This window comes from Prevotella sp. khp1 (genome assembly GCF_900102205.1).
GTDB classification, from domain to species: domain Bacteria; phylum Bacteroidota; class Bacteroidia; order Bacteroidales; family Bacteroidaceae; genus Prevotella; species Prevotella ruminicola.
The window spans coordinates 617,679-644,200 of the sequence record NZ_FNJZ01000002.1 but is presented as its reverse complement, the minus strand read 5'-3'; the positions used below and the strand labels follow the sequence as shown (position 1 = coordinate 644,200).

The following is a 26,522-nucleotide window of genomic DNA, read 5'->3' as shown; positions in this document are numbered from 1 at the left end:
AACAAAATGCAAAACAAAGGAATTGTAAAATTTATCGCAGTGCTTCTGATTCTCGTGTGCTGCTTCTACCTTTCCTTCTCGTTCGTAACACGCCACTACGAAAGTAAGGCTGCTGCTATGGGCGAAGAGGCAGGTGCGGAGTACCTCGATTCAATCAACAACGAGAAGGTGTACATGGGTATCTATTCTCTGAAGCAGTGCCGTGAGATGGAGATTGGCCTGGGTCTTGACCTGAAAGGCGGTATGAACGTTATTCTTGAGGTATCAGTACCTGATGTGGTTGACGTATTGGCCGACCACAAGACTGACGCTGCCTACAAGAAGGCCATGGAGCTGGCTAAGAAGGAAGAGGAGACCAGTCAGAACGACTTCATCTCTCTGTTCGTGAAGTATTGGAAACAGGAGGGCAACGGTCGTCCACTTGCTGCTATCTTTGCTACCCAGCAGATGAAGGGCAAGGTTAGCACATCATCTACCGACTCACAGGTAGAGGCTGCGCTGCGTACCGAGGTACAGAGTGCCGTTGATAACTCATTCAATGTAGTTCGTAACCGTATCGATAAGTTCGGCGTTGTTCAGCCAAACATCCAGAAGCTCGAAGGCCAGAGCGGTCGTATCATGGTAGAAATGCCTGGTATCAAGGAGCCAGAGCGTGTACGTAAGTTGCTCCAGGGTTCAGCTAACCTTGAGTTCTGGGAGACCTACAACTCACAGGAGGTTACTCCTCTGCTGGCTCAGCTTAACCAGCGTTGGGCTGCTCAGGGTGGTGTTGACGTAGCCGACACAACTGCTGTTGACAGCGCCGCTACTGCTGCTGTTGCCGATAGCGCTAAGACTGCTACAGGCGACCTGGCTGCTAAACTGGCTAAGAAGGACAGCAAGGACAACAAGGCTGTTGAGATGGCTAAGAAACAGAATCCTCTGTTCTCTATCTTCCAGCCTACACAGGGTAACACCCTCGCTGTAGTTGGTTATGCTAACGCTCGCGATACTGCCGAGATTAACAAGATGATCTACTCTGACCTCGCTGGTCGTATCTTCCCTGCTGAGCTGAAGCTCCGTTGGGGTGCTACACCTGAGGACTTCGGAGGCCAGAATACTAAGGGCGACATCTTCGAGCTCTATGCTCTGAAGGTTACTGAGCCTTCAGGTCGTGCTCCACTGGAGGGTGATGTTATCACCGGTGCCAAGGACGACTTCGACCAGATGGGTCACCCCTCTGTATCAATGCAGATGAACTCTGACGGTGCTCGTCGTTGGAGCCAGATTACCAAGCAGAACATCGGTAAGGCTGTAGCTATCGTGCTCGACGATGCCGTTTACTCTGCTCCACGTATCCTTACTCAGATTGACGGTGGTAACTCTCAGATTACTGGTAACTTCACCATCGAGGCTACTAAGGACTTGGCTAACACACTGAACTCAGGTAAGATGCCTGCTCCTACCCGTATCGTACAGGAGGAGGTTGTAGGTCCTTCACTGGGTGCTCAGTCAATCCAGCAGGGTATTATCTCATTCGTAGTAGCTTTCGTACTGCTGATGATCTACATGATCATGCTTTACGGCTTTGTACCAGGTCTCCTCTCGGATATCGCTCTGCTGTTCAACCTGTTCTTCACACTGGGTATCCTTACCTCGTTCCAGGCCGCTCTTACAATGCCTGGTATCGCCGGTATCGTACTGACTCTGGGTACCGCTGTAGATGCTAACGTGCTTATCTACGAGCGTATCAAGGAGGAGCTGAAGAAGGGTCTTGGTGTAAAGGAGGCTCTGAACAAGGGTTACTCTAACGCTTTCAGCGCTATCTTCGACTCTAACTTCACTTCATTGATTACCGGTATCATCCTGCTCTACTTCGGTACAGGTCCTGTTAAGGGCTTCGCTACCACATGGATCATTGGTATCGTTATCTCATTCTTCACAGCCGTTTACCTCACTCGTGTAGTTTACGATGCTATGCTGTCAAAGGATAAGTGGACTAACCTCACCTTCGTAACAGGTTACTCTAAGAACCTGATGCAGAACGCTAAGTACAACTTCATGGGCGCTTACAAGAAGACCTATGCTCTCTGGGCTGCTGTAGCAGTAGTTTGCATTGGTTCGTTCTTTGTTCGTGGTTTAAGCCAGAGCATCGACTTCACTGGTGGTCGTAACTACGTTGTAACACTCGACAAGCAGACTCCAGTTGAGGAGGTTCGTAAAGCTATGGCAGGTGCATTCATCAACACTATCGGCGAGAAGGCTAACCAGGAGGCTAACACCTCTGTTATCGCTCTGGGTACTGATGGTAAGACTGTTCGTATCTCTACCAACTGGGATATCGAGTCAAATAATCCTGAGGTTGACGACAAGGCTGAGAACATCCTGTTCGGTGCCCTGAAGAAGGCTGGTCTCGTAAGTCAGGAGAACGTTGAGGCATTCAAGAATCCTGATGTTCGCGAGGGTGGTTCAATCATCAGCTCTGCTAAGGTAGGTCCTTCAGTTGCTAAGGATATCACACATGGTGCTATCATCAGCGTATGTATCGCTCTGATTGCTATCTTCCTCTACATCCTGCTGCGTTTCCGCAACCTCGCCTTCTCTGTAGGTGCTGTTGTGGCTCTGGCTCTCGACGCTCTGCTCGTAATTGGTGTTTACTCACTGTGCTGGGGTTGGGTTCCAATGTCGCTCGAGATCGACCAGGTATTCATCGGTGCTATCCTGACCGTTATCGGTTACTCTATCAACGATAAGGTGGTAGTATTCGACCGTATCCGTGAGAACCTCGGTCTGTATGGCAAGCGCGACCGTCAGCAGTTGTTCAACGACTCACTGAACCAGACACTGGCTCGTACCATCAACACCTCTGTAACCACACTGATCGTGCTGTTGGCTATCTTCATCCTTGGTGGTGATAGCATCCGCTCGTTCTCTCTGGCTATGATCCTGGGTGTTGTATTCGGTACTCTGAGTTCGCTCTTCATCGCCGCTCCTACAGCCTTCCTTTGGATGGGCCGTACTATCAAGGAGGACGACGTTGAGGTTGCTGAGAACAAGTAATCATACAATCGCATATAAAAAAGAGCTGCGTTCCTGATGGAATGCAGCTCTTTTTTCGTACCCCGACCGCGAATCGAACGCGGAACTAAGTCTTAGGAGGACCTTGTTATATCCATTTAACTATCAGGGCGCGTGTTCTTTCGTGTGCAAAGGTACGAGATTTTTAGCAATCAGCCAAACTATTGGGCGAATTTTTGATTGAAATAGTCGAATTGAGCATACGAAGATGTCTGGCTCTTAGCAGACGTTTCGCCTGTAGGAATGTAGTTAAACAGTCCCACCCGGATACCTTTCCAATAACCACCACTCATGGCGAATGCCGAGCCCGCAGGCTGATAATGCTCTCCATCTATACTATAATAAAATAGGTGGCGATTCTGCTCGCAATCATTAGTTACCTTGAACCATACTTCCTGATAGCTACCCTTGGCGATAAGCTTACGCCGTCCACCAAACTCGATAAACACACCATCTTTACACAATCCTACCCCACAGAACAACTTACCTGAGCAGAAAAGTCCTGCATAACTGTCGCCTTTAATGCTTACTTTGGTTGTGCTCTCACTCTGATAGCCAACCACCTTCTGAGTAAGCATATTACGGACCATTTTAAAGCTATCGGCAGGCATGGCTTTGAGTGTGAGCCAGCCTTTACGATCAGTGAGATTCCAATGTGTATCAACCGGATTATGATTCCATTGCCAATGCAGTCCTAATGCATCATTAAAGTCGTCACAGGTCTGGAAACCAGAAATTCCTACCGAAGAAACAGGCTTTTTCCAAGCAGCCACAGGTTCGCCTATACCGTTCTTATCATAATCGACACCTATCACAGGCCAATCAGATTCCCAACGGGCAGGCTGCAGATGAACCACGCGCCCTAGTACTGGTGTCTCCTGGAAATGATAGAACCACCAGGAGCCATCTGGTGCATCTACCAACGCACCTTGGTGAGGGCCGTTAACGCCAGTTGAACCCTGTTCTAACACGATACGGCGCTCGTAAGGGCCATAGATATTGCGAGCACGCAAAACAGTCTGCCAACCTGTGCCGACACCACCCTCGGGAATAATAAGGTAATACCAGCCATTACGTTTCATAAACTTAGTTCCCTCGGCAATAGGTCCTTCATACACCGTTTTACCCTCATCGAGCAGTGTTTTGCCATCGGCCGACATACGATGCACAATGATTGGACCTGCACCATGCTGACTACGCCCTATATAAGCCTGTCCGTCTTCATCCCAGAACGGACAAGGGTCTTCCCACTTAGCCACACGCTTTACAAGATGCAGCGGCGCCCATGGGCCCGCAGGATTGCTGGCGGTTGACATATATAGACCTTCATCGGGTGTACAGAAATATACATAGAACAAGCCGCTGTGATAACGGATACTAGGTGCCCACGAGCCACCAGCATAATGCAGGTTGGCATCCCAGCCAGGCTCGTTAAAACGGCGATAAATCTGGGAGATATAACGCCAGTTCACCATATCGTCGCTCTCCAGCACCTGCATACCCATAAAGTGGAAATCAGAAGCCACCATATAGAACTTGTTGCCCACACGAATCACATCAGGATCGGAAAAATCAGCATTCAGCACAGGATTACGATACGTTCCGTCACCCTGATCGCCCCATCCCTCGGTATCTACTTCCACAAAATCAGGGCGCACATCCTCATCAACAGTAGAAACATGGATATTAGAGAACTGTACGTTACGGGCATGGCGCACAAAGAAACCCTTTGCCGGTAGATTACCCCACATGGTGGCCTCAGGATAATCAGCAGCCTTCTCATTAGCGATGGAATCGGCAATTTCTGTCAACTGATCCTTCTTCACCCCTCCCTTATGATGTATAGACACATTAGATATCCATACATTACGAACAGGATAGCCTGGCAGACCTGTAATCGAACAGCCCATAGAACCGGCATTTCGGATTTGGATATTATTGATGCGTACACCATCAATCGAACCTACATGATCGATATGCTGTCCAGTTTTGTAGCCACGTCCACGATTGCCCAAACGCACAAAGATAGGCGACTCGGTACCTTCGACGGTGAAATCGGCTATATTCACATTCTCGAGCACACCGCCATCCACTATCTCAAGCGAGATGGCCGACGAGCCAATCCACTGTCCGAAGAACTTTTTCTGCTGATTGTAACTGGGCTTTACCACGATACCACTGATATTGATATTACGGAAACCGCCATTGGTCTCAGTACCGAGTTTAACGGCATTACAATGACTCGATACCACACAATCGCTGATACGCACGTTTTCGCAAAGACGGGGCGAGGTGCTCTTCAGTGTAATACCATCGTCGTCGCTATCAGCTATCATACCACGCACAATCACCTCATGGCAGCCGTCGATATCCAGCGCATCGTTATTATAGTTATTACGATTAAAAACCTTGATTCCATCGATATTCAAGCGGTCGCAAGCCAAGTAGTGTTGCATCCAGCAGCCCGAATTACGCAAGGTGATACCACGCACCAGGATGTCCTGACTCTGGATAAAGCGAATCAAATGCGGACGGGTGATACCCTCATCGTTCCACGAAAGTTTCTTAAAGGCCCGTCCACGACCATCTATGGTACCCAAGCCATCGATCGACACATCCTGCACACCATCGGCATAAATCAATTGGATGGTGGTAGTTTGTGTTCTAAGCGACAAATAGTCCGATTTCATCGGTATATAATCCGCCAATCGGGTACTACCATAGAGCGTGGTTCCTTGTTCCAAATACAAGTGTACATGACTCTTTAGTTGTATGGTACCAATCTTATAAATACCAGCAGGCACCACCACACGACCACCACCTGCAGCAGAGCAAGCGTCGATGGCCTGTTGTAAAGCATGCGTAGAGAGTACCGTGGTGTCGTTTTTGGCACCATAACTTTTAATGTTAAAGTCGGCTGCGTGCATCGATGCAATACACAAAGACGCCAGAATAGTTACAATTACTTTCATATATGTTGCAAAGTTAAACATTTCCTTTAAAAATAACAGCATAAATGTAGATAATTTACTAAATTTGCAAGCAATTTTCACAAAACCCAACCCATATTTATATGAAAAGACTTTTTATGTTACCCCTTCTGTTGCTGGCTGTTTTATCGGCTCAGGCACAGAATCCGTACCTCCCGCTTTGGGAGCATCTGCCTGACGGTGAACCTCGTGTATTTGAGGATCCCGATCAGCCAGGAAAGTTCCGTGCATACATTATCGGTTCGCACGACACCAACTACACAGCCTACTGCGGTAGCGATATCCGCATGTGGTCGGCAGCTGTAGAGGACTTAAGCCAATGGCGCGACGAAGGTCCTATCTTTACCCATTATGTTGACGGTCAGTGGGACACCATGTTTGCCCCAGATCTGGTTGAGGTAAAGGATAAGGCCACAGGTAAGAAGACCTACTATCTGTATCCCCACTCTCGTGGCTGGCAGCGCGTGCCCATGGTTTGTAAGGGCGACCGCCCCAACGGTCCCTTCACCCCTATCAATCTCACCGAGGATGGTCGCAAGTGCCTGCCTGGCTCACTGATTGATTTCGACCCATCAGTATTCATCGAGCCAGTTACCAACAAAAAGGATCCGGATTACGCTAAAGGCTTCCGTGCCTACGTATTCTATGGTTTCCAACATTCAACCGCTTGTGAGCTGGATCAGAACACCATGTACTCTATGCGCCCAGGCACTGAGCTGCACGATTTCTTTATCCCCGCTTCGGCCAGTTACGGTAAGGTTCGCGACCCAGAGGGCACGCAGTATCCAGCCCTCTATAAAGGACAGAATCCTGGCGAGTTTAACTTCTTCGAGGCTTCGAGCATCCGTCAGGTAGGCAACAAATACGTGATGGTATTCTCTGGTTATAGCGGTCCTGACTACGGACAGGGCTCTACCAACTCAGCCTTGCGTTATGCCTTTGGTGATTCACCATTAGGTCCTTGGCGCTCTGGTGGTGTATTGGTTGACTCGCGTGGTGTAGTAACTGGCGAAGACGGTTCGAAGCTGATTACCACCAATGCCGCCCACAACACCCATGGCTCGCTGCAGGAGATTAACGGTCAGTGGTACGTATTCTATCATCGTCCACCACGTGGTTTCGGCTATGCCCGTCAGGCAATGGTAGCCCCTGTTAAGATTACTTGGGACAAGAAACCTGTGGCTAAAGGCGGTACCGTAAAGATTACCGGTTACGATCCATATGCTGCTGATAACAGTTGGACAGCCAAGGCTACCGATGGCACAGAATATACTGGTGCCGAAGTAACTTCAGAGGGATTCCAGATTTTCGGTCTGCCCCCATATCAGTACTATTCGGCTGGTATCGCCTGCTTTATGACTGGCGGCACCAACAGCAACGACTGGATGCAGGATAACCACGACATCTGGAACAACTCGATGGACCTGGCTGGCATTACCAATACTGGTATTGTAGGCTTTAAGTACTTTGGCTTTGGCGGACTGAAAGCCGACACCAAGGGCATCAAGGCCTTTAAAGGCATCAGTAAAGGCGATGGCGCCACATTGAATCTGAACCTAACTCCAGGCGGACATGGTGCCTTTAAGATTCACGTACGTCTGGATAACCCATGGAAGGGCGAAGAGATTGCCGTACTGGATATTCCAGCCGATGCACCACGCACCGCTAAGATTTACCAGGTAAACACACCTGCAGTCGAAGGACTGACAGGTAAGCACGCTATCTATCTGGTGGCTGATGGTGCAGAAATCGAAGCGCCTATACGCCCACAGTGGGACCCACGCAGACCTCAGCGCCCTCAGGGACTGTTCGACCTGCACGGTATCGGTTTCTCAAAGGCTGGCGATAAGTTCGAAGCTCCTGTTGTACCTCAGGTAAACATTAAGGTTGACGGACAAAAGTTAGTCATGCCCACAACACCTATCCGCTTTACTAATCTGAACGGCTATACCGACCAGACTCGCTATCAGGTATATGGTAAAATGAGCGACAACTCAAACATTGTTGCCACATCAGATGTACCTGAAGTAAAGTTCGAGATTAGTAAAATCGTAGAAGGCCGCGCCACTATTAAGGCAACCTACAATGGTTTGACTAAGATATTCCTGATTAACTAACATAAATAAAGGATGCACTCAACCAAGTGCATCCTTTATTCTTTCCAAGGCTTCTTTCAGGCGTGAACGCTGGGTGGCGATGTTAAAGCGCACATAGCCCTCGCCCGTCTGAGGTCCGTACATCGTGCCAGGATTAAGCCATACCTTAGCCTCATCAAGCAGTTTATCGCATAGGGCCTGCGATGTGATATTCATGGCCGAGATATCAACCCAAGGCAGATAGGTGCCCTCCAATTTGCAAACCTTCCACTGGGGGATGTTTTCTGCCACGAACTCGCAAAGCAGCTGATAGTTACCCCAGAGATACTGGTTCAGCTCATCAATCCACTCCTCGCTCTCGTTATAGGCCGCTTTCAGGGCTACAGGACCGAAGGGATTCAAGTCGCACACCTCGTTAATATTGATAGCACGATCCAATCGGCGGCGCCATGCAGGCTGCGAACAAATGATGTTTGCTGCCTGCAAACCGGCAATATTAAACGACTTTGAAGGCGAATTAAGGATAACACTATTCTGACGACAAGCCTCGTTCACAGCTGCAAACGGCTGGAATTGATAGCCTGGCATCATCAGTTCGCAGTGAATCTCATCACTAACCACTTTTACACCATACTTCAAGCAGATATCGTTCATCTGCATCAGCTCCGCCTTAGTCCACACACGTCCTGTGGGGTTATGAGGGTTGCACAGCAGGAAGACAGTCGTTTTCTCATCAGCACACTTGGTTTCAAAATCCTGCCAGTCAACCTCGAAGGTATCACCAACACGCTTCAAGGCTGTTTCAAGCACCTCGCAGCCGTTGTTACGGACTGACGAGAAGAAACAATTGTAATCGGGCGAAAGAATCAGCACCTTCTCGCCTGGCATGGTGAGTGCCTTTATGGCCACACTCATGGCAGGAACAACACCTGTGGTATAGAGAATTTCTTCGCGATGGATTGTCCAATCGTGACGGCGCTGGAACCATGAGATAACAGCCTCGTAGTAATCATCCTCAACTACAGCATAACCAAACACACCGTGCTCGGCACGCTTACGAACGGCCTCCAGAATAGCTGGGGCAGCCTTAAAGTCCATATCGGCCACCCAAAGTGGGATTATTTCCTTAAACTCGGAATTGCCCCCTGGCGGAAGCCAGCCCCCCGTTGAACGTGGGGCTTCCGCATCCCACTTTACGCATCCCGTTCCACGACGTTCTACCAACTCGTCAAAATCGTATTTCATTTTCTTGTTTCTATAATACAATTATTTGGTTCACGCACGTTCTCATCGATAGTAATCGAACCTATACTGTCGGCAACGATGTGGCCGCTGGTGGGGTTCTTAATGTTCTCGATGTGGCCTTTGATGTCGGCCTCAACGGTTGAATATTCAAACACACGGTCGCAAGCAGCATCAAAGGTACAGTTCTCGAGTACCAGGTTCTGTGCATAGCACAACAGCTGCTCGCCTGCCAAATGACAGTTAACCAAGCGCACATTCTTAGAGTGCCAAGCCAGGTACTCACCATCCAGCGTAGAATCGTAGATAGTCACATTCTCACACTCCCAGAACGAATCCTTCGTGATAATTTTAGCATTGTGAATCTCTACATTCTCACAATACTGGAATACATATTTGGCATCACTCTCCAATCCATCTACATAGATATTCTTAGAGAACATGAAGGGATAGGTTCCCTCATGCAGCTTCACATTCTTCAGTTTCAAGCCATCTACCTTCCAGAAAGTTTCGTCGGCATCGTTAATCACCACGTTCTCCAGCTCTACGTTCTTCATCTCACGGAAGAACTTAGGGCCATCAATCGTACAATCCTTCATCACCAGATCGTTGGTGTACCAGATGGCCGAACGCGAACCAGGTGCAAAATAGCAGCGTTCGATTTTAGCACCATCCACGTGCCACCAAGGGTATTTTCCATAGAACTTGCTATCGTAACATTCCATGTTCTGGCACTGCTTGATACCAGACTCTCCATCTACAATTGTAATCTCTTCTAATCTCAAATCATGAGTGGCAAACAGAGGCCTCTCGCCTCCAAACTCCTTACCTCTAATTAGTTCCATTGTTTTTGTATTATTAAAATTCGGGTGCAAAGTTACTAAGAAAAATCCGTAATCAGCGTAAACCGACCACGGATTCTTTTACCCTTTAAGGGTTTTTATAATTTAAAGAGAGAGAATTTACTTACTAGCCAACAGATAAGTGTTCAGTGGTTCCATGACTACCGTACGACTGGTAAGGTACATGTTGTCGTGGGTCTCGTTCATCTTATAGGTCTTAACCGTTGTAAGATTAGGAGCCTGCGAACGGTAAAGTGTTACCTGTGAAGGAATATCATAGGTCTGCTTATCGGCATTCCACTGACTAACCTCTTCGTTGTAGCCATTCTTAAAGTACTTATAAGTCAGGCGGCTGCTCTTCTGCCACTGCTGTGTGGCTTCATCCCAGCTCAGCATCTCCTTGAAGGCAAGGCGACCCTGCTCATCGTATTCATAACGATACTCAACCTTCTGAGCCTCACTCTGATTGTTAGCTGCATACGAACTAACAGTGCTAAGACACATGGCGATAACCATTGCTGCTGTGATGATTGCTTTCATACCTTTATCGTTTTAAATTGTTATTTTTATCTGTTTGACGTTGCAAAGGTACGGAAAGTTGCATTAACAATGAGTTATCGTAATGTTATCTTTAGGTTAAATCTGTTTTGCCTCTGAGAAATAGTACTTTCTCAAAGGCATTTTAACAGCTTCGCCACTCAGATTTATCTCCTGCTGCAGCTTGATATCCTGCGATGATGCGCCTACCTTAATGATATACTTGCCTGGCTGGATGTTCCACTGGCGCTGACCATCATGAGTATAATAACCTAACTGCTCGGTGTACATCTTCACGCTAATCTTCTTGCTCTCACCTGGCTTCAGCGATACACGGGCAAAGCCTTGCAGCTGGATAGGACGAATCTGCTGACTCTTATCGACAGGCGAGAGATAGATCTGTGCCACCTCATCGGCTGCCACCTTACCAGTATTCTTCACATCAAAGGTGAGGTTAAAGCTCTCGTCCTTGGTAGTAACCTCGGTTGTCGCCTCTAAGTTAGCATACTCGAAGGTGGTATAGCTCAAGCCATAACCGAAAGGCCATGCAACACGTGCATCCTTCTCGGCAGCATAGTTGTAGCAGATAGGCTCGTTGATCTCCACATTAGGATAGCTGACAGAGAGCTTAGCTGATGGCGACACCTTACCATACAGGATGTCGGCCACAGCATTACCACCCTCCTCGCCTGGATACCAGGCCTGAATGATGGCAGCGCACTTCTCGGCTAAGCCAGAGATAACCTGAGCTCTACCGCCAAACATCACCAGCACTACAGGTTTGCCTGTCTGGATGAGTTCCTCAACATACTGCTCCTGCTTACCTGGCAAGCGCAGTCCCTGACGATCGCGGTTCTCACCACAAAGCATCACGTTCTCGCCCACGGCAGCAATAATCACATCGGCATCCTTAGCCATCTGCAGGGCTTCGGCTTTGTCGGCCTTTTCGCCTGCATCCACCTTGCGGTGCAGCAACTCGTACTCCCAAGCACGTGCATCGCCCAGCTCACCGTATTTAGTCTCAATCTCCTCGGTCCAATCGCAACCACGCGAATACATCACGTTCACGCCCTCGGGCTTGTGGTTCTGCATACCTTCGAGCAGTTTCACGATGTGAGGATTCTCCGACTTATAGTCGACCTTCTTCCAGAAGTACGACATGGCAGGATAGGTATAGTCGCCACACATAGCCCAGATAGAGTTGGCATTAGGACCAGTAAGGAGCACGTTCTTCACCTCCTTGAGTGGCAGCACCCCATTGTTCTCCAACAGCACCACACTCTGGGTAGCGATATCGTAAGCCGTCTTTCGCTCCTCGGGAGTATCGAGTTTGATATCCTCCTTCGAGTAGAGATAAGCATCCTTATCGAACAATCCCATACGGAACTTGATACGCAGCACATTCTTCACGGCACGCTCCAGCACCTCGGGCTTAACCAGACCTTTATCGATAGCCTCCTGCAAAAGCTGGTAGTTGGCACCAAAGGGGAAGTCGACATCGTTACCACCATTGATGGCAGCAGCAGCCTTTTCTACTGCGCTGTCGATATTTGGAATCTGGTCGATAGCGGTATAATCGCTCACCACCATACCATCGAAACCTACGTAACCACGCAGAATATCCTGCAGAATCTCGCTGTTAGCCACACATCTGATGCCATGCACATCATGATAACCAGGCATTACAGCTACGCTACCAGCCAAACGAATCATAGTCTCGTGAGGCAACAGAATCTCTTCCATCATCTCCTTCTCGTCGGCATCGCCGCCACCACCATAACCTAAGTAGTGCTTAGAGCAGGCGCCAACACCTTTCTTCAAGTCGCCCTGCTGCAAGCCGTTTACAAAAGCGGTACCCATCACAGCCGACAGGTAGCCATCCTCGCCATACGACTCCTCCAAGCGATTAAAGCTGGGGGTGCGACATACATCCACCATTGGCGACAGGGCAAAGATACCACCCATCTTACGCAGCTGTGTACTGGTCTGACGTGTTTTCAGTTCAGCCAACTCAGGGTTGAACGAACCAGCCTGACCAATCTGCTGGGGATAGATGGTGGAACCTAAGGTATTGATACCCGAGAGCACCTCTTCGTGCAAAAGTGCTGGGATACCATTGGGTGTATGGTGCTTCAGCCAGTCCTGAATAGCCACAGCACGATCGCGCAGTTCGTTCGGATCGCGAGGCTGCTGCATGCAGAACTGTGAGAAATGACCAATACCATAAGGTATCAGTTCCTTACACTTGGCTGTATCTAACTTGCCGTCAGCATCAAAGAGTTCGTCCATATACATACTCTTCAGCTGTGCGATGCGCTCCTCCTGAGGCATCTTCTGGTAGAGTTCATCAATTTGCTGTTCCATGTCTGTTGCTGTGTTACAACTTGTAATTAATGCAGCAAGCGCCATCATAGCCCAACTGCCAATAGTCTTAAGTTCCTTTTTCATTGGATAATACCTTATTTATTATTATTTAGTCTCGTACCATTTCTTCAGCACGTAGAAGGCCAGCTTCTTCTCGCCCTTATCGCTTACCAAACCCTTACGGTTGTAGTAGTCCTGCACACCAGGCAGTACACGACGAGGCGAACGGAAGTCCTTCAGAATCCAAGGTGTGGTACCTGCCAAGCCCTCAATCTTATCGAGCATAGCAGTGTTCTCCTTATAGAGATTCTCCTGGAACTCCTCAGTCCAACGCTGGTTCTTGGCACCATGATAGCCGTAACGGGCACCGCCACCAAACTCGCTGATAATCACGGGTTTGTCGTAAGGAATCACCCACTTCATCTTTGGTGCATCGTTTACATCGCGATACCAACCAATATACTGGTTGAAGCTTACTACATCCACATACTCGTTCATGTTGTCGTTCAAACGGTTCACGTAGTTCGAGGCACCTGTAACCTCCATAGCCATCGAAATCAGGCGGGTGTTATCGAGTGTGCGGGCATACTTGGCCAGACCACCTAAGAACTTATCACGCTCAGCAGAGTGTGGGGTTTCGTTGGCGATACTCCAGATAATCACATTAGCACGGTTATGGTCGCGGGCAATCATATCGGTAAGCTGCTGCTTGGCATTAGCGAAGGTGTTTGGATTAGTCCAGGCGATGGTCCAGTAAACAGGAATCTCGCTCCATACCAGGATACCCATACGCTCAGCCTCGCGCACCATCTCCTCGTGGTGAGGATAGTGGGCCAGACGCACAAAGTTACAACCCAATTCCTTGGCCCATGAAAGCAGGGTGTGGGCATCCTCAACGCTGTTAGCACGTCCGCCACCATTGGGTTTCTCGTTGTGGATAGAGATACCCTTCAGGAAGATAGGCTTACCGTTAAGCAGAATCTGCTTGCCACGTGTCTCGATGGTACGGAAACCGATCTCATCTGAGGTGGTTGAATTATCCATCGTAAGATCAACACGATAGAGTTTTGGATTCTCAGGGCTCCACAGCTGCAGTTTCTTGGCAGCCACCTTCAAAGTGCCACTTACCTGTCCCTCGGCATCAGTTGTAAACTGCTTTTCCAACTTCAGCTCAGGGATATTAACTACCACCTTATGACCTGCCTCCTTGGCACTCACCTGGGCAGAGAAAGTGATCTCTCTTACCTTGGCCTTATCAGCTGCCTTTGAGAGCTGCAGGTTGTAATCCTGCATATAAACCAAAGGTACCTTTACCAGCTTCACGTCGCGGGTAATACCACCATAGTTCCACCAGTCGAAAATCTGTGTAGGCACATCCTCGGCATGACGTTTGTTATCCACCTTAACAATCACAGTGTTCTCGCCTTTTTTCAGCAAATCGCTGATATCATAGTTGAATGGGGTAAAACCACCTACGTGGTGACCAGCCTTCTTACCATTCACCCATACATGGCAATCGTAGTTTACAGCACCGAAATACAGCAAGGTGCGGCATTCGGTCATAGGCACAGCCTGGAAGCTTTTCTTAAACCATACGGTTCCCTCGTAGAAGAACAGGCGCTCGTCCTGCGTGTTCCAGTCAGAAGGGATCTTCATGGTTGGCGACTTATCGAAGTCGTACTCAATCAAATCCTCAGGCTTCTGGGGCTTGGCATTGATAAAGAAACCATTACGCATAGGGTTCATACGATAGTCGTAATAGCCCTCTTCCTGTACATCAACAATGTAGTTCCAATCGCCATTCAGCGAACAGGTCTCGTAGGCATTCACATTCTGGATTAATGGCAATGCCAACTCTGCAGCGACAGCTGTGAACACACCGCTCGCAGCCAGCAACAGAGTAGTTAGTAATTTCTTCATATCATTTGTTATTTGATGATTAATCCACCATTGGGCTGGATAGTAACCTTTGCCTTACCTTTCTTATCCACCTTCAAGGTACCCATGGTAGGCTCGCCCTTCTGGTTATCTACATAGATAGTTGGTGTTTTGCCAGCCAACATCGAAAGATCGAGTGTAAGCTTGAGTGGCTCCTTCTGGGCATTCAAGCCTGCAATGTACCAATCAGCACCATGGCGACGGGCCAGAACCACGTACTTGCCAGGATAGCCATCAATATAGCGTGTCTCATCCCATGTAGCAGGCAGAGTCTTCAGGAAGTCGAGCTCGAACTGAGGCAGTTCCTGCAGGTTGTTAGGACACATGGCCACACACTGGATTGATGTCTGGTTAGTGATGCCTGAAGCAATCTCGAAGATATCGGTAGTTTTGCGAGAGTGACGACTCTTGTTGTCGCGACTCAGATACTTGTTCATAATCACACCACCCCAGTCCATCGATGCCACAGCATTGCGGCAGAATGGATGCAAGGTAAGGTCGAATGGCTCGTGGATGGCAGCGCCCTCTCCAAAGAACACGTTCTCGCTGGCCAGCACAGCCTCAGAGGCTACGTAATTGGGGAACATACGCTCCCAACCGCGAGGCAGGGTGCATCCATGGAAGATAACCTGAATGCCGTAACGGTTGGCATCAACCATGATATCCTCGTAAAGCTGCAGGGTTTCCTGCTTGTCGCCACCAAAGAAATCAACCTTGATGCCCTTCACGCCAATCTGCTGCAACCACTTGAATTCGCGGTTACGAGCCAGCGAGGTATTCAAACAGTTACGTGGGCCCTGAGGCGCATCGTTCCAATAGCCGTTAGAGTTGTACCAAAGCATCAGGCTTACACCCTTGCTCTGTGCATAACGTGAGAGTTCAACCATCTTGTCACGACCTATCTGCGTATCCCAAAGGGCATCAACCAAGCAGTACTCGTAGCCCATAGCTGCAGCCAGGTCGATAAACTGTACCTGATCCTTATAAACGGTAGCACCATCCTGCCAGATAAGCCAGCTCCAGGTATATCGACCCTCCTTGTACTGTTCAGAAGCCTCGTAGAGTGGATCAACCACATCGTAGCTCACGGTAGTCTCAACGATAGGCTTCAGGGTTGAGCCTACGGTGATGGTACGCCAAGGTGTTTCGGCAGGTAACGACAGCGCTACGAACTCCGAACCAAAGCCACCATTCTCGCCCTTGTCGGGGAAAGCGATGGTATAGCCTGTACCAGGCTGATAATCAGAAACATGTGTGCCACAATATGCGCCAGTGGTACCTGTCTCGCTAACCAGTGCCCAACCATCCTGCAGGTGGAACAGACAAGGGAAGGTATAGCCACGACCGTAGTGTGACTTCTCGTTCAGCTGGCCATCAACGCTATAACCCTCTTCGTAACTGGGTTTAGTATTTGCCCAACCTGTCTTAGGACCAATCTGCGGTGTGATAAATGTAGTGGTGCCATCAGGGAAGTTAAAGCTGGTAGCCTCGCCAAACACCAGCGTGCGCTGCATGCCACGTGGAGCTTTGGCAATACCATACTTAAAAGCCACATCGTTATCAGCTACCATAAAGGTAACGGTCATCTGCAACTTCTGTTCGTTCTCGAGTGTTAATGTAAGTTTGTTGGCCTTGTAATCAATGTGCGAAGCCTTAACGGTGCGGATATCATACTGCTTTGCCACAGCCTCGGTCTTGCTATCCACAATCTTCAAGCCCTGGGTTAAATCGCCAATGCTGGTGTTCAAGCCTAAGTTCGACTTGGTAACCATCTGCTTACCATCGAGCGATACCTGATAGGTAGCCTTGCCACCCTCATCGTTCACTGTAACTTCCAGATTTCCACTTGGTGATTTCACCTTTACCTCCTCTGCCCCGCAGAGACTTGTAGCCAACAAAGCGGCTACCAAAAAAACATTTCTGATCATAGTTCGTTAGAAAATATTGATATTTTGGTTGCAAAGATACGAATTATCTACCAACGCAGGAAGTCCCCCAGCGTTAACAAATTGTAAAAAATACACTTCACCATACAAGGATTCCTACTTTCTCTCATTATCTTGTCAGTAACAAACATAAAAAAGCTATAATTAGCCTACATGCCTACATAAAATTGCTCAAAACAACTGTGTTTATGGGCGTTTTCGTGTTGTTCAAGCCTACATAAAGCCCCACAAAAGCCTACATTAAGCCTACATGATTCCTACATAAAATCCACAAAAAATAGCTTTTTGATAGGCCAGAAGTAGCTTCTTGAGGCACAAGAAGTGGCTTCCTGCCGAGCAAAAAGTTACTTTTCAACGTACTTGCAATAATTTGTAGTAAGGGTAATTGCGAAATTCTCTAGAGAATTTTTGGCTAAGTGCCGTACTAAAGATTGCTAACTGCCTAGGAAACCGCAAAATTCTCTAGAGAATTTTACAACAAGTATTAAGGATAAAAGTTGTTATTCAGGCAAAACTCATCTTCCACCCCGTGTATAAATGTTAAAACATGTAGGTATCACGTAGAAATGATGTAGGCTTTATGTAGGCTTTTGTGGGGCTTTATGTAGGCTTCAAATCGTCCAAAACCCTTTACACATACGGATTTTGAGCGATTTTATGTAGGTATGTAGGCTATTATGCAACTTTTACTGTTTAATCATCATAAGTAACCTCATATTTTGCATTCAGCCTTTTATTATAGGTGATAGAGAATTGACGAGTAGGTATCTCGAACGAACCATGGTAGATAACCACTTCGTAATCGCCGTTACTGAGAGGACCAACCTCGCAGTAAAGATCATAAGGGCAAATACAATTTGCCAGAGCAGTCTCTTCTGTTTCCAGAATCTTGATCACATTACCATCGATAGTAGCCTCTATTTTTAATTCCCCTGGAGCACAATTGAACATTGCGTTCACATGATTGACAGATAGATAACCGCCATCGCAGGCCTTAAACTCAAAGTACTCTGGATATTCGCTCCTAGTGTGGCTTGTACTTTTACAGCCGCTATTGGCTACATCTCTTACGCTAAATGGACCATTCGATGCACCTTTGGTTGATTCATCATTGCTACATCCGCATAAAGCCAATAACAAGATGGCTAATGAAAAAACTGCCTGTTTCATATTTCTGTTTTTGGGGGTTAGTCCATAACATTCTCTACAGTACGTTTCATCACAATATTCTTCTTTTCAAGCTTGGGATAAAGACGCCAAAAGTAGATGTCGATGATAGCTTGAGTTGCAAAACCACCAACGTGGTGAAGCAACTTGGTTTGCAGCTCATAATAAGATTTTTTGTCTTTGAGAGTGATCTCGCCAAGCGAGAACGATCCGTCATTGCCCCAGGTTCGACCGATAAGTAGCGTATATTTACTAAAATCTACATCGGGGAGCGGCTTACTACCCATATAGGCTTGCTGAAACTCCTGACGGCTATTGATCATCAAACATATTTCTTTGTCATAATCGCCATGGTCAAAAAAGGTTTTATATTCGTTACCTTGGCCGTCCCAATAAGGAGCGTGCAGTTCTTCCTGGAAGAACGAGGCCAAAGGGTCATTAGGGTCTGTTTCTGGTTTACCCCATTGATTGTAAACCTCGCCGCCACGCACACCATCATCGTTACTGATAGCTATTATGCTATCATCGTCACCTCCACAGCCCATTAATGTTGAGCCAACAAACGCTGCAACAACTATGATTATCAGCGTCATTGTAATCATTTCTATCGTTCGTTTCATACCGTTTGGTTGTTATATGATTGAATGTTATTTTATTCTTAGAATGCAACAGTAGCCAGAATCTTGCATAGCGAGGTATTTATTTAACAAACTTTCATTATTCACTCGGCCTAGTTACAAAATTATGTTAAAGTTTAAGGTCTCAATACAACGTTTTGCTTGTTTTTGCATTTAATATTTAGAACTTAGTTCTAAAATGCATCAACCTAAAGATTATTGTGTATCTATAAAGACGTGAAAAAAGAATTATTACTATTGGCCTGTATGACGCTTGTTGTACAGCACACTGAAGCTCAGGACTACTTCTCTGCGGCTTCCGACTATGCTCGCCTGTATATTGGGCCTGTCGAACCTCAGTATCAGCTATCAAGATGGTACGACATTCCTTATTATAAAGGTAATACAAATATGTATAAAGGGCGAATAAGCTATTATGGGGTAGTTTACAACGATGTTGAGTTGCGCTTCGACCTGATGAAACAGCATGTAGCCGTTCTGTCGCCCAAAGCAGGAATCTGCTGTCTGCCTGATCAAAAGCACATCGACTGGTTTGAGATGGACGGCTACAGATTTGTGCACGACCCAGAAGACAGCACCCGCTATGCAGCCCTACTCTGTGATGGTAGCGCCAATGGCGTACAGCTTTATCATAGTATGTGGAAAGTCTATAATGGCGAGAAAACCTTTGGCGAAAGAAAATTACTGAAGAACCTGAGCGATTACGAGCATTATACACTCATTACATCTAATGGGGAAACATATCACGTAAAACGTGCCAAGGATGTGGCAGCGCTGTTTCCTGAACAGAAAAAGCAAATTAAGCAGTTTGCCAAACAGCAACATCTTACCTTTAACAAGCAGAGGCGTGAGCAAAGCCTTGCAAAAGTGGTAGCAAGTGTTATCGGCGAAAAGAAGGAAATCGCCACGAGTCATTTGCGACCAGAAACGGCACCAGAAGGAGAGAAAAACAATGCACTTCCTGTTTCGATAGAAAACATCCCTGTTGATTCGCTCATCGCCGGTATTCCCGTACTTGATAGCGATACTTTGTCGATATCAGCAGGTTCGGCAAATACACGAACTTATATTGTTCCTGGCGCCAAGAAAGCAAGGGCAAGCCTTGCCGACGATCAGGAACTGGCCGAGATTGTAGTTGTAGCAGGTCGCCAGTCGGTAGTACAAAGTACCACGATGGGCGCCGAGAAGTTCAAGCCCCAACTACTGAAGAATATCCCATCGGCCTTTGGTGAATCAGACATTATGAAGATAGTGCTTACGCTGCCTGGTGTAACAACCGTTGGCGAGGCCTCAAGCGGATATAACGTACGAGGTGGTGCCACCGATCAGAACCTGATACTGTTTAATGGCGGCACGGTATATAACCCAACACATCTGTTCGGCTTGTTCACATCGTTCAATTCAGATGCGGTCGAGGATGTGGAGCTGTTTAAATCAAGCATCCCCGCAGAATATGGCGGCAGAATAAGTAGTGTGCTGAAAGTGAACTCGAAAGAGGCAAACATGCGTAAGTTTACTGGTTCGGCCAGTATCGGCGCACTTACCAGCAAGGCCAATCTTGAGATACCTATCGTAAAAGATCATGTGTCGCTCTTGCTGAATGCCCGTACCACCTATAGCGACTGGATTCTGAAGCAGTTGCCAGAGGAAAGCGGCTACAAAAACGGTAAGGCCAACTTCTATGACTTTGGCGGCGTGTTTACCTGGAAACTTAACAACATGCATCGACTCAAGATATTCGGATATCTGAGTAATGACAAGTTCTCGTTCAGTTCCGACGACAGCTACGGCTATCAGAACCGCAACATCTCAGCCGAATGGCGATCGATCCTAAACGAAAAGATAACTGCCACGCTCTCAGCAGGATTGGATCATTACGACTATTATAACGACGAAAAGGCCAAACCCACGATGGCTGCCCGACTGAGTTTCGGCATCGATCAGCTGTGGGCCAAGCTACATATCCGCCAGCGTCTGAATGAGAAGCAAAGTCTGTCTTATGGTCTGTCTGTTCAGCATTACGATGTACAGGGCGGTAAGTACGAACCTTTAAGCGAGGAATCGTATGTCAATCCAGACCAGCTACAGAAAGAGAAAGCCTTGGAGAGCGGCGCCTATATCGACTACGAACATTCGCTGACAGAAAAACTATCGGTTTCGGCAGGTTTGCGCTATTCAATGTTCAATGCCATTGGTCCGCGCGACGTGAATATCTATGCCGACCAGGAACTGCCATCGCAGGAAACCTTGTTAGAGACACGTCATGAGACAGGTATCATCAAAAGCTATCAGGCTCCCGAGTTCCGTTTCTCGGCACGTTATGCCATACAGGATAATTTCTCGATTAAGGCTGGTTTCAACACCATGCACCAGTATATCCACAAGGTTTCTAACACCTCTATCATGTCGCCCACCGATATGTGGAAGCTGTCGGATATGAACATCAAGCCCCAGAACGGTTGGCAGATAGCCGCAGGTATCTATTACGAGACACCCAACAAGAACTACGAGTTCTCGGCAGAGACGTACTACAAGCACATCAGCGACTATCTGAACTATCGCAGTTCGGCTGTATTGCTGATGAATCCCCATCTCGAAACAGATGTGATTCCTACCAAAGGAAAGGCCTACGGCGTGGAACTGCAAGCCAAAAAGCCTTATGGCAAGTTGAATGGTTGGGTAAGCTATACCTACTCGCGCTCACTGTTACGCCAGGACGACAAACGCGTGGCAACGCCCCTGAACAACGGCGAGTGGTACCCATCGGAATACGACAGACCACATGAGGTAAAAGCTGTGCTGAACTATAAGATTACAGAGCGATACAGTTTCTCGAGCAACTTTAACTATGCCACTGGTCGCCCAACCACAGTACCTGCAGGCCAGTTCTACAACAACAAGTTAGGTTACTACCTGCCCTACTATACCGAGCGTAACAACTATCGCATTCCCGACTATACTCGTCTGGATCTTGCGTTCAACATCGAGCCAACCCATAGGCTGACAGCATTTTTCCACACCTCGTTCTCAATCGGTGTGTATAATGCCCTTGCCCGCAAAAATGCCTATAACATCTATTATGTTACCGAAGGCTCAAGCATCAAGGGCTACAAGCTATCGGTATTTGGTACAGCCATCCCCTATATCTCACTTAACGTACGATTCAACTAATATGAAAAGGATATCATCACTTTTAAAAATCGCCCATTTCATCGTGATTTGTGCCTGCATGCTGACAGGATGCGTGGAGGAATACGAAGCCGATCTGCCTGAGAGCGAAACGAACCTGCTAGTGGTTAACGGTACCATCCGTTCGAACGAAAAAAGCGAGTTCTATATCACAAGGTCTATTCCACTCAACGATCATAGTTCCGACTATTATTATGTAAACAACAGTTACACTTGGGATGCGCAGACTGTTTACTATGCAAGAGTTACCATCTGTGGTACCGATGGTTCTGAATACGAATGCCCAATACAGGATAACGGTTATTACACCTGTAACACCCCTGCGCTGGATCCAAACGTATCGTACTATGTAAGGATAGAATGCGATGGCGACATCTATCAGTCGGATCCCGAAAAGCCACTCCACACACCCGACATCGAGAAGCTGGAGTACTATCAGAAAGGCGATTTGGAGGACATCCAGATTCTGCTGACCACAGGTGAGCCTGATGATCCAACACAGACAGCCTACTACACATGGGAATATACCGAAACCTGGGAAGTTAGGCCAAAGCGCCATACAGCTATATATTACGACGTGGAAGCCCAAAAAGCGATGGACATACCCCAAGACGAACTTTATCCAGAAAAGGGGTGGAAGACTGCGGATAGTAAAGCCATTCTAACGGAATCAACAGCTCATTATGTTGGCGGAAAATTCACAAAATACCAGTTACTGGATATTTCATACAAAAATGAACGCATAGCTTGGAACTATTGTAATGAAGTAACCCAACGTGCCATCAGCAAGGCTGAATACGAATACAATAAGGCATGTGTTGAAGCCGGATGGGAGATGGGCGGATTGTTTACCCCCCAGCCATCAGCCCTACCCAGCAACATTCGCTGCACCACCTCGTCGAAAAGAGCGTTAGGCTTTGTGGGCTGCTCGCTGAATACGGTCAGCAAACGTGTGTACATTGATGGGCATGATATCTACAGAGAGGTTCCCAAGCCTGGTCCATACATAAAATTAGAAGACTGCACAGAAATTGATTGCGAGAAAATGGTATATCAGGGCTTGATTCTCTATATATGGGATGATAAGCGAATGATTCAGCAGCCGCTAACCACATGGTGGGCTTATCCTGCCGACTTTGACGTACGCTTGAGTGGTGCAACAACTACCAAGCCCGACTACATGCCACCTTTTGAATAATCACAAAGATAACAAAGATGAACAGAATCATATCACTCATAGCAACTATTCTGCTGACACACAACACTTTTGCCGCAGAATTCAGAACTGATCGCACCTGGTATCTGGCAGGCGAGCAGATGACAGTAAGTGTAACAGACCAAGATGCCCTGATAGCCTATGCCGAACTGTGCGATACGCAGGGTTTGGCCGCAGGCACCACTATCAGCATCCATAACCATAAAGGTACAGGCACCATTGAACTGCCAGCCAACTTGCATAGCGGTTACTATGCACTATCGGTATATACCCGCCACAGCGCTCAGGTATCAAACCAACTTGTTGCCATCATCAACCCGCTCCACAAGAGCAAAGATGACGATATCGAGTGGCTATCAAGCGACAGCAGCTGGGTAGATGCCAATGGTACAGCAAAGATGATAAACAAAAAAGGTACAGATACCCGCGAAACCGAAGGACATATCATCAGGGCACGCATCAACAATACCTATAACGGGCGTACCTTTAATGGTGAACAGATTCGTCCGTCGTTAAGCATCGTAGGCAAACAGATTCATTATTTTGAAGGAAAGATGGAGAACGACTCTACAGCCGTGTTCTACACATACGGCATTCACGGCAAGCAACCATTGGTTCTCTCTGCCGCATCACTCACAGGTATGAGTCTGCCCATTGAGATGATCAGTCCGTTTGCCACTTTACTGCCCAAGGAACTTCCACATCTTGTATTCCATTACAAACGCAGCGAAGTAGAGGAACGTTCACTGGCCATGCAGCGCCATCAGATAGCTATTGCCCCCGCCAAACGCGAACTGCAACTGGGCGACTATTCAGATGAAACTGCCGAAGATGGTGTGCCAATGGATTACGACCCAACGGTATTTGGCAATCTGCCCGACATGACATACGATCTCGACGAATACCGTCAGTTTCTCACTATTAAAGAGGTGCTGATTGAGTACGTTCAATGCGTACGAAGCAAGAAGAGTAATGGCGTAACACAGCTGTTTGTACGTAAAGAAGACGACCAATACAACAATTATTGGCCAGCTACGGTACTGATAGACGGCATGCCTGTTATCGACATTGATCGCCTACTGAAGTATGATGCCCGCCGCATCCATTATATCAACATCTATGGCGACATGTACACCTTTGGCAACGGGGTAAACAACGGTATACTGTCGTTCATCACACGTTCTGGTCGACTCACCAACTACCCCACAGAGCCTAACACGCAGTATTTAGTGTACGAATTTCCACAATAAATTTGGAAGTTCACGTATTTTGCACTATCTTTGCAGGCGGTTATGCATAAAAACAGGTATAAATACGTGTCGATTGTGAGTGCAGTGGCAGTTCTGCTACTGCTGGCTCTTTATATGTGGATGACCTATCGTTCTGTCACCAAGGATATGACGGAACGCGCTGGTAACCAGCTCACGTGGGCCATGTTCTATGAGAGCTACACACGTGCCGACCTGGTAACAGCCGACGATACACTCAGTCTGTCAGAAGCGCGAGGTAATATATCGTTAGCCTCGTCGGTTGAGGGTATGAACGATGCTCTGAGCAAAGATTATCAATCAGAGATCTCACTCGATACTGTTGCGCTCTATGTCGACTCGCTGCTGAGTGTAGCTGATATTAACCGCAACGTAACCATATTGGAGGTAGATTCGAACAAGAATGTGCTCAGGCGTAACAACGAGCTTAACACCTCGTGGTCGCTACTCACACGCCCCGTCAGCATTCGTAGAGACCAATCGCGAGCCATCCAGCTAGCACTTAACAACCCCTATCCCGAATTGGCTCAAAAACTGAGTCCACTCTTTCTGTTGAGTGCATTTATTCTTGGTTTCTTTGCAATCATTATTGTGCAGCTGTTGAAGTTTATTACCGAGCAGGAGCAGATGGCCGAGTTGCGTAACGACTTCTCGTATGCGATGGTTCACGATATGAAATCGCCGCTTTCATCGATAATTATGGGTGCACACTTCCTGCATAGCGGTAAGGTTGACGACAAGCCACAGATTAAAGAAAAGTACTATACCATCATTGAAGAAGAAGCCGAACACCTGTTGGCACTCGTCAACAAACTGCTCACCATCTCAAAACTCGAGAACAAAAAGCTGATTCTGAACAAGTGGGATATAGACATAGAACCAATAATTGCCGATTTAATCGAGAAAGTAAAGGCCAAAGCCGACAAGCCTCTCGAGATTATTACCGACCTGAAAATAAGGAATGTGCTGGCCGATGAGCAATACCTTACAGAGGCTATTGCCAACCTGCTGGATAACGCCATTAAATACTCGAAGGACGAGATAAAAATCAAGATTTCATCGATAGATACCGACAAGAATGTACTCTTAAAGGTACGCGATAACGGTATAGGTATCACCAAGGAAGAGCAGCAGATTATCTTCGACAAGTTCGGTCGTGCTGCCATCCACGAAAAGAACCGCAAAGGCGGCGTATCCGGATTCGGCTTAGGTCTGAACTATGTCGATCAGGTTATGCAGGCCCATGGCGGCAAGGTGACGGTATCGAGTGAGAAAGACAAATTTTCAGAGTTTACACTTTATATCCCAAAGAACGTATGATCAAGTTATTGTTAGTTGAAGACGACGAATCACTCGCTTACATCGAGAAGACAGGTCTGGAAGACATTATTGGTGGCTACGAAGTAATTACCGCCAAGAATGGCAAGGAAGGTGTGAAAGTTTGGGAGGAAACGCATCCCGACGTGATTATATCGGATATCGACATGCCTGTAATGAATGGTTTCGAAATGGTGGAACGTATCCGCGAAACAGACGGCGACGTGATAATTATCTTCACTTCGGCCCTCACTTCGCCCAACGATGTAAAGGCCGGTTATCGCTTAGGCATTAATAACTATGTAAAGAAGCCCTTCGTACCAGAGGAGTTAGACGCTCATATCCAAGCGCTTATGAAGATGCGTGCTGGCGCCAAGACTCAGAACGAAACAAGCCACTACAAACTGGGCAAATTCACGTTGGATGCCAATCACGCCACTCTTCGCAACGACGAAACAGGCGAGGCACAGACCATCACCCAGCGAGAGGCTCAGATACTGCAGCTGTTGGCCGAGAACAAGAATAATGTGGTTCGTAGAGAAGCAATCCTGAGTAGATTCTGGAACACAGAGGACGATTACTTCGCCAGTCGTTCGCTCGATGTCTTCGTCAATAAACTCAGAAAAGTATTGGCCGACGAGCCAAAGATTACATTGAAAACAGTCAGAGGCATCGGACTCCAACTATTAGTTAACGCATAAGCGCAAGCAAAGGC

Annotated in this window: 16 protein-coding genes; 7 read left to right on the top strand and 9 right to left on the bottom strand. The window is 47.4% G+C overall.

The window, feature by feature from the left end:
• Positions 1–6: 6 nt before the first annotated feature.
• Positions 7–3,039: a protein translocase subunit SecDF gene (secDF, locus tag BLR73_RS08440; RefSeq protein ID WP_091861052.1), complete on the top strand. Its 3,033-nt coding sequence runs from the start codon at positions 7–9 to the stop codon at positions 3,037–3,039.
• Positions 3,040–3,218: 179 nt separating this feature from the next.
• Here the strand turns inward: secDF and BLR73_RS08435 are convergent, their stop codons facing one another.
• Complete coding sequence (locus BLR73_RS08435; RefSeq protein ID WP_176763653.1) at positions 3,219–6,029, bottom strand: family 43 glycosylhydrolase; 2,811 nt, start codon at positions 6,027–6,029, stop codon at positions 3,219–3,221.
• Positions 6,030–6,130: 101 nt separating this feature from the next.
• Between BLR73_RS08435 and BLR73_RS08430 the strand changes: the two genes are divergently transcribed.
• The gene (locus BLR73_RS08430) at positions 6,131–8,164 is read left to right on the top strand and encodes a hypothetical protein (protein ID WP_091861046.1); all 2,034 of its coding nucleotides are present in this window, start codon (positions 6,131–6,133) and stop codon (positions 8,162–8,164) included.
• A gap of 18 nt (positions 8,165–8,182) precedes the next feature.
• Here the strand turns inward: BLR73_RS08430 and BLR73_RS08425 are convergent, their stop codons facing one another.
• From BLR73_RS08425 to BLR73_RS08390, 8 genes are all read right to left on the bottom strand, one after another.
• Positions 8,183–9,388 (bottom strand): MalY/PatB family protein, encoded by a 1,206-nt coding sequence (locus BLR73_RS08425; protein WP_091861044.1) that lies wholly within the window; start codon positions 9,386–9,388, stop codon positions 8,183–8,185.
• Complete coding sequence (locus BLR73_RS08420; protein WP_091861042.1) at positions 9,385–10,230, bottom strand: DUF3737 family protein; 846 nt, start codon at positions 10,228–10,230, stop codon at positions 9,385–9,387. The genes BLR73_RS08425 and BLR73_RS08420 overlap by 4 nt, the downstream gene beginning before the upstream one ends.
• A 117-nt stretch (positions 10,231–10,347) precedes the next feature.
• Positions 10,348–10,767, bottom strand: coding sequence for a DUF3836 domain-containing protein (locus BLR73_RS08415; RefSeq protein WP_091861039.1), 420 nt, complete (start codon positions 10,765–10,767; stop codon positions 10,348–10,350).
• 96 nt (positions 10,768–10,863) lie between these two features.
• Positions 10,864–13,212, bottom strand: a complete 2,349-nt coding sequence (locus tag BLR73_RS08410; RefSeq protein ID WP_091861036.1) for a glycoside hydrolase family 3 C-terminal domain-containing protein — start codon at positions 13,210–13,212, stop codon at positions 10,864–10,866.
• Positions 13,213–13,233: 21 nt separating this feature from the next.
• On the bottom strand, positions 13,234–15,048 hold the full coding sequence (locus tag BLR73_RS08405) for a glycoside hydrolase family 2 protein (protein ID WP_091861033.1): 1,815 nt from the start codon (positions 15,046–15,048) through the stop codon (positions 13,234–13,236).
• Between the two features lie 8 nt (positions 15,049–15,056).
• A complete protein-coding gene (locus BLR73_RS08400; protein ID WP_091861030.1) occupies positions 15,057–16,994 on the bottom strand; it encodes a glycoside hydrolase family 97 protein in 1,938 nt (645 codons plus the stop codon).
• A gap of 711 nt (positions 16,995–17,705) precedes the next feature.
• Positions 17,706–18,182, bottom strand: coding sequence for a hypothetical protein (locus BLR73_RS14160; RefSeq protein ID WP_143010911.1), 477 nt, complete (start codon positions 18,180–18,182; stop codon positions 17,706–17,708).
• A 17-nt stretch (positions 18,183–18,199) separates the two neighbouring features.
• Positions 18,200–18,799 (bottom strand): hypothetical protein, encoded by a 600-nt coding sequence (locus tag BLR73_RS08390; RefSeq protein WP_143010910.1) that lies wholly within the window; start codon positions 18,797–18,799, stop codon positions 18,200–18,202.
• Between the two features lie 234 nt (positions 18,800–19,033).
• Here BLR73_RS08390 and BLR73_RS08385 point away from each other — a divergent pair, with 234 nt between their 5' ends.
• Genes BLR73_RS08385 through BLR73_RS08365 form a run of 5 tightly spaced genes read left to right on the top strand, consistent with a single transcriptional unit; the run spans position 19,034 to position 26,508 of the window.
• On the top strand, positions 19,034–21,988 hold the full coding sequence (locus tag BLR73_RS08385) for a TonB-dependent receptor plug domain-containing protein (RefSeq protein ID WP_233456384.1): 2,955 nt from the start codon (positions 19,034–19,036) through the stop codon (positions 21,986–21,988).
• A 1-nt stretch (position 21,989) separates the two neighbouring features.
• Entirely contained in the window at positions 21,990–23,204 is a 1,215-nt protein-coding gene (locus BLR73_RS08380; protein WP_176763652.1) for a DUF4249 domain-containing protein, read from the top strand.
• 17 nt (positions 23,205–23,221) lie between these two features.
• Positions 23,222–24,472 (top strand): hypothetical protein, encoded by a 1,251-nt coding sequence (locus tag BLR73_RS08375; protein ID WP_091861018.1) that lies wholly within the window; start codon positions 23,222–23,224, stop codon positions 24,470–24,472.
• A 42-nt stretch (positions 24,473–24,514) separates the two neighbouring features.
• Positions 24,515–25,810: a sensor histidine kinase gene (locus tag BLR73_RS08370; protein ID WP_091861014.1), complete on the top strand. Its 1,296-nt coding sequence runs from the start codon at positions 24,515–24,517 to the stop codon at positions 25,808–25,810.
• Positions 25,807–26,508 (top strand): response regulator transcription factor, encoded by a 702-nt coding sequence (locus BLR73_RS08365; RefSeq protein ID WP_033150722.1) that lies wholly within the window; start codon positions 25,807–25,809, stop codon positions 26,506–26,508. The genes BLR73_RS08370 and BLR73_RS08365 overlap by 4 nt, the downstream gene beginning before the upstream one ends.
• Positions 26,509–26,522: the final 14 nt, after the last annotated feature.

What these genes read in the sequence shown, in the direction of transcription:
- secDF (WP_091861052.1), top strand. Translation starts at nt 7, where the DNA reads ATGCAAAACAAAGGAATTGTAAAATTTATCGCAGTGCTTCTGATTCTC.
- BLR73_RS08435 (WP_176763653.1), bottom strand. Translation starts at nt 6,029, where the DNA reads ATGAAAGTAATTGTAACTATTCTGGCGTCTTTGTGTATTGCATCGATG.
- BLR73_RS08430 (WP_091861046.1), top strand. Translation starts at nt 6,131, where the DNA reads ATGAAAAGACTTTTTATGTTACCCCTTCTGTTGCTGGCTGTTTTATCG.
- BLR73_RS08425 (WP_091861044.1), bottom strand. Translation starts at nt 9,388, where the DNA reads ATGAAATACGATTTTGACGAGTTGGTAGAACGTCGTGGAACGGGATGC.
- BLR73_RS08420 (WP_091861042.1), bottom strand. Translation starts at nt 10,230, where the DNA reads ATGGAACTAATTAGAGGTAAGGAGTTTGGAGGCGAGAGGCCTCTGTTT.
- BLR73_RS08415 (WP_091861039.1), bottom strand. Translation starts at nt 10,767, where the DNA reads ATGAAAGCAATCATCACAGCAGCAATGGTTATCGCCATGTGTCTTAGC.
- BLR73_RS08410 (WP_091861036.1), bottom strand. Translation starts at nt 13,212, where the DNA reads ATGAAAAAGGAACTTAAGACTATTGGCAGTTGGGCTATGATGGCGCTT.
- BLR73_RS08405 (WP_091861033.1), bottom strand. Translation starts at nt 15,048, where the DNA reads ATGAAGAAATTACTAACTACTCTGTTGCTGGCTGCGAGCGGTGTGTTC.
- BLR73_RS08400 (WP_091861030.1), bottom strand. Translation starts at nt 16,994, where the DNA reads ATGATCAGAAATGTTTTTTTGGTAGCCGCTTTGTTGGCTACAAGTCTC.
- BLR73_RS14160 (WP_143010911.1), bottom strand. Translation starts at nt 18,182, where the DNA reads ATGAAACAGGCAGTTTTTTCATTAGCCATCTTGTTATTGGCTTTATGC.
- BLR73_RS08390 (WP_143010910.1), bottom strand. Translation starts at nt 18,799, where the DNA reads ATGAAACGAACGATAGAAATGATTACAATGACGCTGATAATCATAGTT.
- BLR73_RS08380 (WP_176763652.1), top strand. Translation starts at nt 21,990, where the DNA reads ATGAAAAGGATATCATCACTTTTAAAAATCGCCCATTTCATCGTGATT.
- BLR73_RS08375 (WP_091861018.1), top strand. Translation starts at nt 23,222, where the DNA reads ATGAACAGAATCATATCACTCATAGCAACTATTCTGCTGACACACAAC.
- BLR73_RS08370 (WP_091861014.1), top strand. Translation starts at nt 24,515, where the DNA reads ATGCATAAAAACAGGTATAAATACGTGTCGATTGTGAGTGCAGTGGCA.
- BLR73_RS08365 (WP_033150722.1), top strand. Translation starts at nt 25,807, where the DNA reads ATGATCAAGTTATTGTTAGTTGAAGACGACGAATCACTCGCTTACATC.